This window comes from Streptomyces glaucescens (assembly GCF_000761215.1).
GTDB classification, from domain to species: Bacteria; Actinomycetota; Actinomycetes; order Streptomycetales; family Streptomycetaceae; genus Streptomyces; species Streptomyces glaucescens_B.
Genome location: NZ_CP009438.1, coordinates 7,101,641 through 7,114,863, shown reverse-complemented (window position 1 = coordinate 7,114,863; position 13,223 = coordinate 7,101,641). Strand labels below are relative to the sequence as shown.

Sequence of the window (13,223 nt, the reverse complement as noted above, 5' to 3'; positions counted from 1 at the left end):
CGGGGCGCGGCCGGCCGTGCCGGTGCCGCGCGCGGCCCGGTCGGTGCCGGTGCGGTGCGGTCGGACGGTGCCGGTCCGGTCCGCTCTTCGTCGGTGCCGGTGCGGCGCTCGGTCAGTCCGTGCCGGTGCGGCGCGCGGTGCGGCCGGAGATCTGCAGGCGGTCGATGGCCCCGGTGGCGGGGTCGCGGTGGAAACGGCCGCCCGGTTCGACCCGGCCGGTGGCCGGGTCGACCAGATCGCAGGACAGGTCCGGGTAGCACACCAGCGGGATGGGGTAGTCGCCGTCGACGGACAGGGTGGGATTGCCGTCCCCGTCGAGCTTGACCGCGTACTCGGTGCCCCCGTTGCGGTAGGTTCCGGCGCACTCCGGGAGCGCCACGGCGGCTCCGCGGGAGGTGCCGGCGGCCGGGGCGGTGGGCACGCGGATGCCGGTGAGCCGGGCGAGTTCCGCCGTGATGTCACGCCACAGGGCGGTGGCGGCGCCCGCGTTCCCGGTGAAGGCGACGACCACGCCGCTGTCCGGGTCGGCCCGCAGGTGGCAGGAGGTGCCCTGGGCGTTCCCGTCGTGGCCGCACCACACCCGGCCGTCCTGCCGGAAGAGGGCGAGGCCGAGGCCCCAGGAGTCCGCCAGGGCACCGGGGTCGGCGGCCGGTTCGGGGCGGCGCATCCGGCCGGCGAGCGCGGCCGGCAGCACGGCGGACCCGCCGATCACGGCCCTGCCCAGGGCGACCAGGTCCTCGGCGCTCGCCAGCAGGGCTCCGGCCGGCGCCTCCACCGGGGCGAGGTTCTGGTGGGCCGGGCGGACCAAGCCCGTGGCCGTGTTGAAGGCGTGGCCGCTGGCGACCGGCCGCGCGGGAGCGGCGTCACCGAGGAACGCGGGGACGATGCCCAGGGGTTCCAGGACGAGCGCCGCCACCGCTTCCTGCCAGGTCATGCCCGTCACTTCGGACAGGATGCGGCCCGCCGCGACGTAGCCGGCGTTGGAGTACGAGAAGCCGGTGCCCGGCGGGAACAGGGTGTTGCGCGCGGTGCAGACCGCCGAGAGGTAGCGGGAGACGGTGGTGCCGGCGGCGCTGTCGGAGTCGGGTCCGGTGGGCAGGCCGGCGGTGTGGCTCAGCAGGTGACGCACCGTCACCTCGGGTATCTCCCTCAAGTCGGGCAGCAGTTCGACGACGGGTTCGTCCAGGTCGAGGTCTCCGTCGTCGGCGAGGAGCAGGACGGCGGCGGCCGTGGCGGTCTTGGTGACGGAGCCCAAGGGGACGGCCGTCTCCGCGGTGAACGGGGCGTTCGTCAGGGCGTCGGCCGTGCCGGTGTGCACGCTGAGGACGTGCGTGCCGGTGTGGACGGCCAGCTGGGCGCCGGGCACACGGTGGACGCGGGCGAGGGAGTCGAGGCGGCTGCGCAACTCCTGGTGCGAGGGTATCGACGGTATCGACGGCCTGTCGGTGGCCGGAGCGGCGGTCGGGTACGGCATGGGGAGGTGACTCCTGGTGAGAGCGGGTGCGGGGGACGCGGCTGGCCCGCGGGCGAGCGGCGCGGGGTGTGCGCGTCGACGCGCGTCACGGCCTGGTGACGGCGACCGGCAGGTGACGTACGCCGACGATGACGGCCGGGTTCTGGTACGTGACGTCGTCGTAGGAAGGCACCGCGAGGGAAGGAAAACGTTCCATCATCATCTGGAGCGCGATGCGGGCTTCCAGCCGGGCCAAGGGAGCGCCGAAACAGAAGTGGATCCCGTGACCGAAGGTCAGGTGGGGATTGGGATCGCGGGCCGCGTCGAAGACGTCCGGGGAGGTGAAGCGGGAGGGGTCGCGGTTGGCGGCCCCCAGGTGCACCATCAGCAGCGTGTCGGCCGGGATGTCGTGGCCGCCGAGCACCACCGGCCGGGTGGTGCGCCGCCCCAGTTCGGGGAAGGGCGGCAGCCAGCGCAGGACCTCCTCGACGGCGTCCGGCACCCGGCCCGGGTCCTCCCGCAGCGCGGTGAGCGTGCCGGGGTGCCGGTCGAAGGTGACCATGGCGTTGCCGAGCAGCGCGGTGGTGGTGATGTGCCCGGCGACCAGCAGCAGGGCGACGAATCCGACGATCTCCTCGTCCCTCAGCCGCGTTCCGTCGACCTCGGCGGTGAGGAGTCTGCTGGTGAGGTCGTCACCGGGGTGGGCGCGGCGGTGCCGGATGTGGTCCAGCACGTAGCCGTTCATCTCGCGCACGGTCGGCGCGATGGCCTCCAGCGCGCGTTCCAGGTCGGCCATGTCGAGGCTGTCGCCGAGCTGGTCGCCGCCGAAGAGGGTGGCGGCCCACTCCTGGAACAGCCGGTGGTCCTCGGCGGGCACACCCAGGAGTTCGGCGATCACGATGATCGGCAGCGGGTAGGCGAGGGTGTCGACCAGGTCGAACCGGTCGCGGTCGGCGACGCCGTCGAGCAGCCGCGCGCACACGGCCTCGATGCGCGGGGCGAGCCCGTGCACCACTCTCGGCGTGAAGGCCTGGCTCACCAGGGTGCGGAGCTTGCGGTGCTCCGGCGGGTCCATGCCCACGAAGTTGCCCTGCCGGAAGGCCTCGAAGTCCTCCTGGGTGGGGGCGATCGGCGTCATGTCGGAGGAGTACGTCGCCGGGTCGGACAGGACCGCCGAGACGCCCTGGTGGTCCACGACGTGCCACTGCCGCCGCTCCTCGTCGTACGTCACGGGGCCCGCGTCGCGTAAGGCCCGCCACCGCTCGGGTAACACGTCAAGTGGCGATTCGGCCCCGGTCAGTTGTGTGCTTGTCACCGTTTCTCCTTGGCTGAGAACGCGCGGGCCCGGCGGTGGGCCGACGACGGTGTGCCGTGGTGCGCCGCGGGCAGCGGTGGCCGTCGAGGGCGCGGCCATCGGGTGTGGCACCGCGGAGCGGTCGTCGCTCCGCGTCAGGTGCCGGTGCGTGGTCCGGCCGGGTCGGCCGGGGAGCGACCCGCGGGTCCGTCCGCTCAGGGAGCGCCGGCCCCCGGGGCGTCAGCGGACCTGAGGCCGGAACAGGAGCGGCGGGGCGGCGGTTCCGAGCGGTCCGGACGCCCGCCGAGCAGCGGACAGGCCCGCACGTGCGCAGCCTGGCAGCACGTGCCTCGGGCACCTAGCAGACACCACCACATCCCCCAGTGACCTCTCCGGCGCAGCGGCCCTGCGCAGAACTCCCCTGTCCCACGATTTCGCACTTCACGTGCCAATGACGCGCTTCGACACGATCCGGCCGGGCCGAGTGCGCTCACAGTTTTCACGTTGGGTCACAGGATGGCAACCCCCCGAAATCGAAGGGGAGACGGCCCTTCAGGCGACCCACTGACCCACTGAGAAGGGCGTGTATCCCGGCTTTTCACAGCCAAACCTGGTGTGTGGGAAGGAATTTCGGCGTCCTGGGGATCCCGGGGTGCGTCCGGCGTCACTCCCCTCTCTCACGCCTCGATCGCCGGGATGCCCACCCGGCGGGTTTCGGCCAGGTCAGGTGACGGTTGCGCGGGGCGCCGCCCGGCTCGCCGGCGGCCGGCGAGACCGCCGTGCCGGGAACGGACCGGCGCTCGCAGGAAACCACCGGCGCGCGCGGAAAGCCGCGCGCGCGGGCGCACGCCAAACGGCTCTCGGCAGTTCAGCGCGCGCCGGAGTGCGCCGTGCGCGCCGTCTGTCAGCGACCGCCGGGGCCGGCGCACTCGGCGATGAGCCGTACGACGGAGTCGGCGTGGTCGGTGAGGAAGAAGTGTCCGCCGGGGAGGATTTCCAGCCGGAAGCCGGCCGTGGTGTGCCTCTTCCAGGCGGCGGCCTCCTCGGGTGTCACCCGGGGGTCGCGGTCGCCGGTCAGGCACAGGACGGGAGTGTCCACCGCCGCCTCCGGGTCCGGCCGATACCGGGTGACTGCCCGGTAATCATTGCGGATGGCGGGCAGGACGAGGTCCACGAGATCCGGGCTGCCCACGATCTCCGCCTCGGTACCGCCGAGCCCCGCGAGGTGGTCCAGCAGGTCCTGGTCGGTATCGAAGACCGGGGTCTCGCGCATCGTGGACGGGGCGCCACGGCCGGAGACGACGAGGCGGCAGTGGGCGGTCAGCCCGTCGCGCCCGAGCCGGCGCACCGACTCGAACGCGACGGACGCGCCCATGCTGTGGCCGACCAGCACCAGCGGCACGGACTGCGCCGCCCACGGCCGCAAGGACGGCAGCAGCCGCTCGGCGAGACCTTCGAGGGTCGTCACGAAGGGTTCGCCCAGCCGGTCGTGCCGCCCCGGGTACTGCACGGCCGAGACGTCGCAGCCGTCGGGGAACAGCCGCGCGAACCGCGCGTAGTAGGAGGCGGCGCCCCCGGCGTGCGGGAGGAACATCACGCGCGCCCGGGGGTCCGTGGCGCGGCGCAGCGTCCTGATCCAGGGGTCCTTGCCCTCCATCGTCCTTCTCCGCCTTTCGTCGTGCGGCCGGGCCCGCCCGGCGGGCCTCGGGTGACCATCGCCGACCGTACGGCGCCCCCGGCCGTGCGTCGAGGGGCGTTCGGCGCGCCGGCGCGAGGGCCCGCCATAACACCGCGTTATGGCCAAGAGATAGTCCCGCGTTCACCCATCGTTCGGAATCCTGAGTCATGTCCACGACGAACTGCCGTCCCCGAGGCGGGCGTTCGCCCTGGTCACGGCCCAAGTGGGCCGACTCTCCCCGCACTTACACGCCCCCAACGTGTACTTCGAATCGAGGAACCTTGCGCATATCGAGGCTCGTGCCCGCTCTCGCCGCAGCAGCGATCTCCGCGATCTCCGCCCTCGGGCTTCTCGCCCCCACCGCCGCCGCGGCGCCGGCGCCCCCGACCACCACGGCCCCCCAGCCCATCATCGGCGGCGGCCAGGCCACCAGTGGCCCGTGGGCCGCCCGCCTGTACTCCAACGGACGAGAGACCTGTACGGCGACCATCATCGCGCCGACCTGGATCCTCACCGCCAAGCACTGCGTCACCGGCGGCGGGCTGTCCTTCCGCATCGGCAGCCTGGACCAGTACAGCGGCGGCACCGTGGCCAACGGCGTCCAGACCTACACCCACAGCTCGGACCTCGCGCTCGTCCGTCTCGACCGTTCCGTGTCGGCGACCTACGCCCGCCTCGGGCAGCCCGGTTCGGTGCGGGTCGGCCAGAGCGTGCAGGTGTACGGCTGGGGCGCCACCTCCCAGTGCGGCTCGGAGGCCAACTGCCAGTCCCGCTACCTGAAGGTCGCCAACGTCACGGTCACCGGTGGCTGCACCGACGCGTACGGCGGCTCCGCGATCTGCGCCCGCCGGGGCGACGGCATCACCGCCGGCGGTGACTCCGGCGGCCCGATGATGGCGAGCGGCGTCCAGGTGGGCGTCGCCTCCACCAGCGACCGCCAGACCACCACGGCCTACACCAACGTGACGGCGTACCGCTCCTGGATCCAGTCGATCGCCGGCGTCTGAACCGTCCCACCGCCTCCCAGCGTGTGGCAGGCCCCTCGCCGCGGTGCGGCGAGGGGCCTGCGCGCGCCCGCGTGCACTCCGGGCCGGGCGGGCGGCCACGGCCCGCCGTACCGGCAGCCGCCCGCGGGCTCCGGCTACGGCGCGCCCGCGGTCCGCGCCTCGATCGCCCGCAGTACGGCGATCATGTCCTCGCCGCCGTGCCCGCGCGCCACCGTCTCCTCGAACAGGGAGTGGCAGACGTCCAGCAGCGGTGAGGCGAGGCCCGCCGTGCGGGCCGCCTCGGCGATCAGCCGGTTGTTCTTCAGCACGTCCAGTGCCGCCGCCTGCACCGCGAAGTCCCGGTCGCGCAGCTTGGGCGACTTCATCCGGGACACGCCGCTGGCCATCGGACCCGCGTCCAGGACCTCCAGGAACAACCGGCGGTCGACGCCCTGCCGTTCGGCGAAGTGGAAGGCCTCGGCCAGCCCGGTCACCAGGGTGATCAGGAAGAGGTTCACCGACAGTTTCATCAGCGACGCCCCGGGCGCCGGTCCGCAGGCGAACGTCTCCCGGCACATGGGCGCCAGCAGCGGCCGTACGGCGGCCACGGCCGTCTCCTCGCCCGCGAGCAGGGCGACGAGCTGCCCTTGCTCGGCCGGTACCCGGGAGCCGGAGACGGGCGCCTCGACGTACCGGCCGCCGGCCGCGCGGATGTCGGCCTCCAGGGCCCGCGAGTACGCGGGCGAGGTCGTCCCCATGTGCACGACGGTCCGGCCCTCGACCCGGGCGGCGAACCCGGGCGTGCCCCGGGCGAGGACCGCGTCGACGGCGCCTTCGTCGGCGAGCATCAGCAGCACCACCCGGGTCCGCGCGAAGACCCCGGCGGCGTCCGCCGCGACCTCGGCCCCGGCCGCCCGCAGCGGGCGGGCGCGTTCCGGGGTGCGGTTCCAGACGACGAGCGGGGTGCCGGCGGACGCCAGCCGCAGGGCCATGGGCCGGCCCATCACTCCCAGACCGATGAATCCGACGTGCACGGCGGGCCGCCCTTCGCGTCACGTGCCGACTATGACAGTGGTCATAGTAGCGGCCGCCATGACGGCGGTCATAGAGTGCGTGGACGTGAGGGAAGGAGACCGGGGATGACTCAGGCGCGGCCCGGTCCGCGGGAGCGGATGGTCTTCAGCGCGGCCCAGCTCATCCGGCGGCACGGGGTCGCATCGACCGGCATGCGCGAGGTGGCCGCGCACGCGGACGCACCGCGCGGCTCCCTGCAGCACTACTTCCCGGGCGGCAAGGAGCAGCTGGTCAACGAGGCACTCGCGTGGGCCGGCCGGTACGCGGGCAAGCGGATCGCCCGCTTCCGTGCCGGGCTCGACGAGCCGACGCCGAGCGGCCTGTTCGCGGCGATGACCGCCCAGTGGACCGACGAGTACGCGAGGGACGGCTTCGACGCGGGCTGTCCGGTCGCCGCCGCCACCGTCGACTGCGCGTCCCGCGGCGACTCCACCCGCACGGCCGCGGCGGCCGCCTTCGCGACCTGGCGGGCACCCCTCGCCGTGGCGCTGACGGACATGGGAGTGCCCGCGGCCCGTGCCGAATCGCTGGCCACCCTGATGATCAGCACCCTGGAGGGGGCGATCCTGATGGCGCGCGCCGAACGGGACACGGGTCCCCTCACCACGGCGGTCCGCGAACTCGGCCCCCTCCTCGACTCCGCCGTACGGTCCTGACCGGGCAACGGCGGGCGTCTTGACGGACGTCCATGCACGCCGGGCACCCGTCCCCCGCCGGCGAGGCGTGGTGCCCGCGGGCGGTGCCCGCACGTCACCACTTCGCAACCGCCCGGAGACGGGGAAACCGCGGATGGCCGAATATCGTCCCTCCTGACATCGACCGCGCGCCCACCGACGGGCCGCGAGCACCGAGGGGGAACCACCATGAACAGCACCAGGCACCCGGGCCGTCGCAGACCCGCGCCGCTCCGCAGCACCGCCACGGCCCTGGGCGCCGTGGGCCTGCTGACGCTGGCACTGACGGCGTGCCAGGGTGAGGGCGGCTCGGCGGCGGCGCCCGCCCCCTCGTCCTCGGCCACCGCGCAACCGGGTGTCGGCGCCGGTACGGACGCCGCGGCCACCCCGGCCGGCCGGGCGACCCCCGGGACGGGCGGTGCCACGGCGAGCACCACCGCCGGCCCGGCGGCCTCCACACCCGCGGTGTCCGTGGCGCCGTCCACCGCGAGCCCGGCAGACACCGCACCCGACTGCGATCACAGGATGCCCATCTCCCCGGACGAGATCGCCGTCCTGCGGTACACCCCGGAAGGGGGCGCCCTGAGCCTCATCTTCCGGCACGGCAACTGGGACTGCCCGGCGCCGGATTCCGACGGCCCGCCCTTCGTGACCGTCGGCAAGGAGACCTACCTCCCCCTGGACCAGGCCGCGTACGTCACCGCCACGGACCCGATCGTCGCGAGCACCGAGAACCAGCAGATCGGCGTGCAGGAGTTCCTCGACTGGCTGGAGGCGCACCCGAACAGCGGACTGGTGTTCACGTACCACGTCGGCGCGGACGGGGCCATCGACCGGCTCGAACAGATCTTCACCCCCTGACGTCCCGAGGAGCACGCCCTCAGGGTCGCTCCCGCCGCAGGCATGGGCGGAGGAGGCGCCGGGGGACCCGCGGCATCACGTCCCGTGCGGCGCAGGTAAAGACTTCCCAACAGGGGTACTGCGGTCCACAGTGGTAGCAGCACTGACGTCGTAGGAGGCGATCATGCTCCTCCTTGGAATCATCCTGCTGGTCGTTGGTTTCGTCACCGGCATATCGATCCTGTGGACGATCGGAATCATCCTGGCGGTCATCGGCGCGATCCTGTGGATCATGGGAGCCATGGGACACGCGGTCGGCGGTCGCCGGCACTACTGGTGACCGGTCCCCGGCGACGCCGCACCCCGCTGCGCGGGCTGCCCGCCGGCCACGGCGGGCGGCGCACCGGGCCGGTGCGCCGCCCGCATCCGCCGCGGCCTCACGTCACCGTGGGCTCGGCACGATCTGCCCGGGTCCACCCGGCCCGAACGCCGCGGCACGCCGGATCCCGTACCGCAGGACCATGCGCGGAGCACGGCGCGTGAGCCAGGCGGTGGCCAGGCCGATGGCGGCTCCGGCGGCCACGTCGCTGGGGTAGTGGGCGCCGCTCTGCACCCGCTCGAGCGCCACCATGGCGGCGGGCACCGCGCACGCCGCCCCGGCGGCGGGCCAGGCGGGTGCCACGGCGGCGGTGAACGCCACCGCGGCGGCGGTGTGCCCGGACGGTAAGGAGGAGGAACCGGGGCGGTCGTCGGCCTCGTCGTGAGGGAACCACTCCTTCGGCGGCCGGGGACGGTCCACCAGTTGCTTGCACAGTCCGTTCGAGATCAGCTGCGCGCCGGCCAGGGCGGTCAGGCCGGCGCCCGCCGCTCGCCGCCCGCGCCGTCCGCCCAGCGACATCATCACCACGGCGGCGGCACACCACAGCTTGCTGCTCTCGGCGGCCTCCTCGACCGCCGAGAGCACCTTGCCCACGCCCGGCGGGATGCGGGAAGCCGCCCGCTGTGTCAGCACCCGGTCGAGTTCCACCGACTCCGTCAGCAATCTCATGAACCCCGGGTATCCGGCAGTGCGCCGGCACAAGCCCGCTGCTTGCCCCTGATCAGCCTCTTCCGGCCTGTTTCCCGGTCACGCCTCGTCCAGCCGGCGCACGTCCCGCGCGTTCCAGGCCCGGGTGTCGCGCGGCTCGGCGTAGGGCTCGCGGCCCGGCGGCAGGCCGCCCGCGATGGCGCGCTGCCGTACGATCTCCGCGTCGAACTCCAGGCCCAGCAGGATGGCCAGGTTGGTGATCCACAGCCACACGAGGAAGACGATGACGCCGGCCATCGTGCCGTAGGTCTTGTTGTAGGAGGCGAAGCTCGCGACGTAGACCGCGAACCCGGCCGAGGCGATCATCCACATCACCAGGGCCAGGGCGCTGCCGGGGGTGATCCAGCGGAAGCCCTTGACCCGGGCGTTCGGGCTCGCCCAGTACAAGATCGTGATCATGAGGGTGACCAGCACGACGAGCACCGGCCACTTGGCGATCGACCACACCGTCAGCGCGGTGTCCCCGATGCCGAGGGCCTGCCCCGCCCGGCGCGCCAGACCGCCGGTGAAGACCACGATCAGCGCGCTGATCACCGCCAGGATCATCAACGCGACCGTCAGCGCGACGCGGATCGGGAGGATCTTCCACATCGGGCGGCCCTCCGGCACGTCGTAGACGGCGTTGGACGTCCGGATGAACGCCGCCACGTAGCCGGAGGCCGACCACACGGCCAGCACCAGGCCCACGATCGCCATCACGGACCCGACGCCCGCGTTCCCCTGGAGCTGCTCCACGGCACCGGTGATGATGGTGCGGGCCGCGCCGGGGGTGAGCTGCTCGAGATTGCCGAGCACCGTGTCCGTCGCCGACTCGCCGGCGATGCCGAGCAGGGAGACGAGCACCAGCAGCGCCGGGAACAGGGACAGCACGCCGTAGTACGTCAGGGCCGCCGCGCGGTCGGTCAGCTCGTCGTCCCTGAACTCCCGTACGGTCCCCCGGAGGACGGCCCTCCAGGCTCGCTTGGGCAGCTTCGTCGGCGCGTCGGGTTCCCGGCGCGCCACCTCGGGCCCGGGCCCGGCCTCCTCGGGCGTCGGCACTTCGGCCGCCCGCGTCTCGCCGCGGCCGTGGTGCGCCTTGCGCCCGGGAAGATGCAGACTCGCCATACCCTCCGGATAACCCGGAAGGCCCCGCCTACGCCGCCGGGAACGGCCGGCCCGCCGGAACGCCGGATTCCCGGGCTCCGCGGTCACGGGGGTCCGCGCTCCCGGCCTTCCCGGCCGGCACCGGGCGCGACGTCCTGCGGCTCGCTCCACGCAGGCCGCCCCGCGGCCGCCCCCGCCCGCTGCTCACGCGTTCTCGGGCCGGACGGGTCCGCAGATGCCGCACAGGCGGTAGTGGGTGCCGCCGCGGGGACCGGTGCGCTCCTTCACCCAGCCGGCCGCCTCGGCGGGCTCCATGACGCGCAGGTGCGTGGCCCACCCGGAGGTGAGGGTCCCGTCGTGGGCGAAGCGGGTCAGAGCGCCGTGCAACCGCGGCGAGTCGTCTCCCTCGAGGCCGCCGATCCCCTGCTTGATCTGCCGGCAGGCGCTGCGGTGCAGCGTGTGCTTGCCGGCGGCGTAGGGGTAGCGGTCGGGCTCGTCGAGGCGGCGCCGCTGCAGCAGGGAGGCGGCGCGCAGGGCGGTGAACTCCTCGCGGGCCTCGGCGCAGACCCGGCACCCGGGAGCACACACGGACACCGCGACGTTGCCCGCCGGCCCCGTGGCACCGTCCGCCGCACGGGCCGGCCGCGGCACCCCCGCCACCGTGCCTTGGGGCTGCGGCCGCAGGCCGGACGGCCGGGCTCCCGCCAGGCGCACGGCTGCGGCGGCCCGTCGGCCCGCCTCCCTCGCGGCGCGCTGCCGCGCAGAAACACGTCCCCGCTTCGCCATGAAATGCCGCCTTTCTTCTTCGCCGCCGGACACAGGCGTAAAAGTACGGTGCCGCGGAACGCGATAGCCATCATTTCCCGCACGCGTGTCACCCGGCGCACCCTCCTGCCCGCCGCATCACCGGCGCTCCTCTCGGCGGGACCCCGCGGGCGAGGGCCCCTGGTCCGGCACGGCTCGCGGACGCCGCCGAACCCCGCCCGCGCGGAGGGTCCCTCCCCTTCTGACGCGGCGTCAGCCGATGCCGTGGCGGCGCACGCGGAAGGCGGGCCGGCGGGCGCAAAGCGGGCTCCGGAACGGGCACGGACGCCGCGGAATTGACCTGGGATTCCGTGGGCGGATTGCCCCACCCATCCGGTCAACTTCCCACCCAGAATGGTGATCACAAGGGCGAAGAAGACGACGCCCGCTACCAAGGGAGCGCATTCGATGAGCGGCATCCGTACCGATTTCGCGCCGGTTCTCACCCGGGGCGCCGAGGCCGAGACGACGAGCGACCCCAGCAGCACGATGACGCTGCTGGCGGACTCCGAGACGACAGGCGGTCTGCTGACCTGCTACCGCTCGACCTTCGCGGAGGGGGCGGTGGGAGCGCCGGCGCACTACCACACCCGGGCCGCGGAGATGTTCCACGTCATCGACGGATCCCTGCGCGTCCTGCTGGGGGAAGCCGTCACCGTGCTGAACGCGGGCGACTTCCTGCTCGTCCCGCCGCACACCCCGCACGCCTTCGCCGCCGCCCCGGGGTGCACGGCGGACGTGCTGTTCACCTTCACTCCGGGCATGGCCCGCTTCGACTACCTGCGGCTCCTGGGCCGGGTGATGCGCGGCGAAGCCGGCTTCGAGGAGATCAAGGCGTCCTCGGAGCGCTTCGACAACCACTACGTCGACAGCCCCGCGTGGAACGCCGCACTGGCCGCCGGCTGAACCGGGCGGGCCGTTCCGCCCGGCGGTTCGCCGCGCGGACCCGTCGACGGTGGTGACCATGGCCCGTCGCTTCGCCGGCGGTGCACGACCGTGGTGCGATGGAACCGGGGGCGGAAAGGAGAGCGATCATGTCCGGAGCGAAGCGAACGAGTGCCGCCGCCCCGGTGTCGGTCCGCCCGCTGGCCGAACCGGACCTGGACCGGGCCGACGGGATCTTCAGGGTCGCCTTCGGGACCTTCCTCGGGTCTCCTGAACCGGAGACGTTCTTCGGGACCGCCGACTACGTCCGCTCCCGCTGGACGGCAGATCCGCACGCGGCGTTCGCAGCGACCGTCGAGGGCGAGGTCGTCGGGTCGAACTTCGCCACCGACTGGGGCAGCGTCGGGTACTTCGGCCCGCTGACCGTACACCCGGACCTGTGGGACCGGGGCATCGGCAGGCGCCTCATGGAACCGGTCATGGCCTGCTTCGACACCTGGGGGAACCGCCACCTCGGGCTGTTCACCTTCTCGCACAGTCCCAAGCACCTCGAGCTGTACCGCCGGTACGGCTTCTGGCCCAGGTTCCTCACCGCCATCATGAAGAAGCAGGTCACCGTCGGTGCCGCGGTCCCCGGCCGGGTGCTGTACAGCGAGCTGACCGCCGCCGAGCGCTCCGATGCGCTGGGTCTCGGCCGCGCCCTGACGGGGGCCGTGTACGAGGGCCTGAACCTGGAGCGCGAGATCGAGGCCGCCCAGGCGCAGGGGCTCGGTGACACCGTCCTCCTCGAAGGCACCGGCTCCGGCCTCGACGGCCTGGCCGTCTGCCACTGCGGAGCGGGGTCGGAGGCCGGAGAGGACGTGTGCTTCGTCAAGTTCGGCGCCGTACGCCCCGGCCCGGACGCCGCGGACCGGTTCGAGCGACTGCTGGACGCGTGCGAGCGGCTGGCCGCCGAGAAGGGCCTGGGACAACTGGACGCCGGAGTGAACCTGGCCCGCGAGGACGCCTACCGGCGCATGGCCGACCGCGGCTTCCGCACCTGGCTGCAGGGCGTGACCATGCACAAGCCCAACGAACCCGGCTACAGCCACCCGGACGCCTACGTGATCGACGACTGGCGGTGAACCCCCCGCACGATCACGCCTGCGGACCACACCAAGGCGGCCGCGGGAACCGCCCGTTGCACCCGTGCCGGCGCTTCGCGCGGGGTCCCGGTCTCTTCGTCCACGTGCGAGCGGCACCGTCTGCTCACCGAGGTCAGCCTCCCGCCACAAGGTGCCCCTGTTGAGGGAGACGTTCCCGAGGAACCCGGGAGTCTCCGTTCGGGCATCGGCCGTCCTGGCGGCACAACCATTCGGCGGTGTC

13 protein-coding genes are annotated in these 13,223 nt (G+C 73.5%); 6 read left to right on the top strand and 7 right to left on the bottom strand.

What is annotated here, in order from left to right:
• Window positions 1-112: 112 nt before the first annotated feature.
• The 3 genes from SGLAU_RS30805 to SGLAU_RS30795 all read right to left on the bottom strand — a co-directional run bounded on the left by SGLAU_RS30805 (window position 113) and on the right by SGLAU_RS30795 (window position 4,404).
• Window positions 113-1,474 carry a serine hydrolase domain-containing protein gene (locus SGLAU_RS30805; RefSeq protein ID WP_043505853.1) on the bottom strand — a complete coding sequence of 454 codons (1,362 nt, stop codon included), beginning with the start codon at window positions 1,472-1,474 and terminating at the stop codon, window positions 113-115.
• A gap of 85 nt (window positions 1,475-1,559) precedes the next feature.
• Complete coding sequence (locus tag SGLAU_RS30800) at window positions 1,560-2,684, bottom strand: cytochrome P450 (RefSeq protein WP_244315286.1); 1,125 nt, start codon at window positions 2,682-2,684, stop codon at window positions 1,560-1,562.
• 967 nt (window positions 2,685-3,651) lie between these two features.
• Entirely contained in the window at window positions 3,652-4,404 is a 753-nt protein-coding gene (locus SGLAU_RS30795; RefSeq protein ID WP_052413974.1) for a thioesterase II family protein, read from the bottom strand.
• Between the two features lie 302 nt (window positions 4,405-4,706).
• Between SGLAU_RS30795 and SGLAU_RS30790 the strand changes: the two genes are divergently transcribed.
• Window positions 4,707-5,432 (top strand): S1 family peptidase, encoded by a 726-nt coding sequence (locus SGLAU_RS30790; protein ID WP_043505851.1) that lies wholly within the window; start codon window positions 4,707-4,709, stop codon window positions 5,430-5,432.
• Between the two features lie 134 nt (window positions 5,433-5,566).
• Here SGLAU_RS30790 and SGLAU_RS30785 read toward each other — a convergent pair whose 3' ends face one another.
• The gene (locus SGLAU_RS30785; RefSeq protein ID WP_043505849.1) at window positions 5,567-6,445 is read right to left on the bottom strand and encodes an NAD(P)-dependent oxidoreductase; all 879 of its coding nucleotides are present in this window, start codon (window positions 6,443-6,445) and stop codon (window positions 5,567-5,569) included.
• A gap of 105 nt (window positions 6,446-6,550) precedes the next feature.
• Between SGLAU_RS30785 and SGLAU_RS30780 the strand changes: the two genes are divergently transcribed.
• The 3 genes from SGLAU_RS30780 (at window position 6,551) to SGLAU_RS35790 (ending at window position 8,339) form a co-directional block, all read left to right on the top strand.
• A complete protein-coding gene (locus SGLAU_RS30780) occupies window positions 6,551-7,141 on the top strand; it encodes a TetR/AcrR family transcriptional regulator (RefSeq protein WP_043505848.1) in 591 nt (196 codons plus the stop codon).
• Between the two features lie 207 nt (window positions 7,142-7,348).
• Window positions 7,349-8,020, top strand: a complete 672-nt coding sequence (locus SGLAU_RS30775) for a lipoprotein (RefSeq protein WP_043505847.1) — start codon at window positions 7,349-7,351, stop codon at window positions 8,018-8,020.
• A gap of 163 nt (window positions 8,021-8,183) precedes the next feature.
• Window positions 8,184-8,339 carry a DUF6131 family protein gene (locus SGLAU_RS35790; protein WP_099052881.1) on the top strand — a complete coding sequence of 52 codons (156 nt, stop codon included), beginning with the start codon at window positions 8,184-8,186 and terminating at the stop codon, window positions 8,337-8,339.
• Window positions 8,340-8,441: 102 nt separating this feature from the next.
• Here the strand turns inward: SGLAU_RS35790 and SGLAU_RS30770 are convergent, their stop codons facing one another.
• From SGLAU_RS30770 to SGLAU_RS30760, 3 genes are all read right to left on the bottom strand, one after another.
• Entirely contained in the window at window positions 8,442-9,047 is a 606-nt protein-coding gene (locus SGLAU_RS30770; RefSeq protein WP_078957973.1) for a phosphatase PAP2 family protein, read from the bottom strand.
• 78 nt (window positions 9,048-9,125) lie between these two features.
• Window positions 9,126-10,190, bottom strand: coding sequence for a YihY/virulence factor BrkB family protein (locus tag SGLAU_RS30765; RefSeq protein ID WP_043505846.1), 1,065 nt, complete (start codon window positions 10,188-10,190; stop codon window positions 9,126-9,128).
• A 183-nt stretch (window positions 10,191-10,373) separates the two neighbouring features.
• Window positions 10,374-10,757, bottom strand: a complete 384-nt coding sequence (locus SGLAU_RS30760) for a hypothetical protein (protein ID WP_159072815.1) — start codon at window positions 10,755-10,757, stop codon at window positions 10,374-10,376.
• A gap of 624 nt (window positions 10,758-11,381) precedes the next feature.
• On the opposite strand from SGLAU_RS30760, the gene SGLAU_RS30755 reads away from it, so the two are divergent.
• Both SGLAU_RS30755 and SGLAU_RS30750 read left to right on the top strand, forming a co-directional pair.
• A complete protein-coding gene (locus SGLAU_RS30755; protein ID WP_043505843.1) occupies window positions 11,382-11,879 on the top strand; it encodes a cupin domain-containing protein in 498 nt (165 codons plus the stop codon).
• A gap of 128 nt (window positions 11,880-12,007) precedes the next feature.
• Window positions 12,008-12,982, top strand: a complete 975-nt coding sequence (locus tag SGLAU_RS30750; RefSeq protein ID WP_052413973.1) for a GNAT family N-acetyltransferase — start codon at window positions 12,008-12,010, stop codon at window positions 12,980-12,982.
• Window positions 12,983-13,223: the final 241 nt, after the last annotated feature.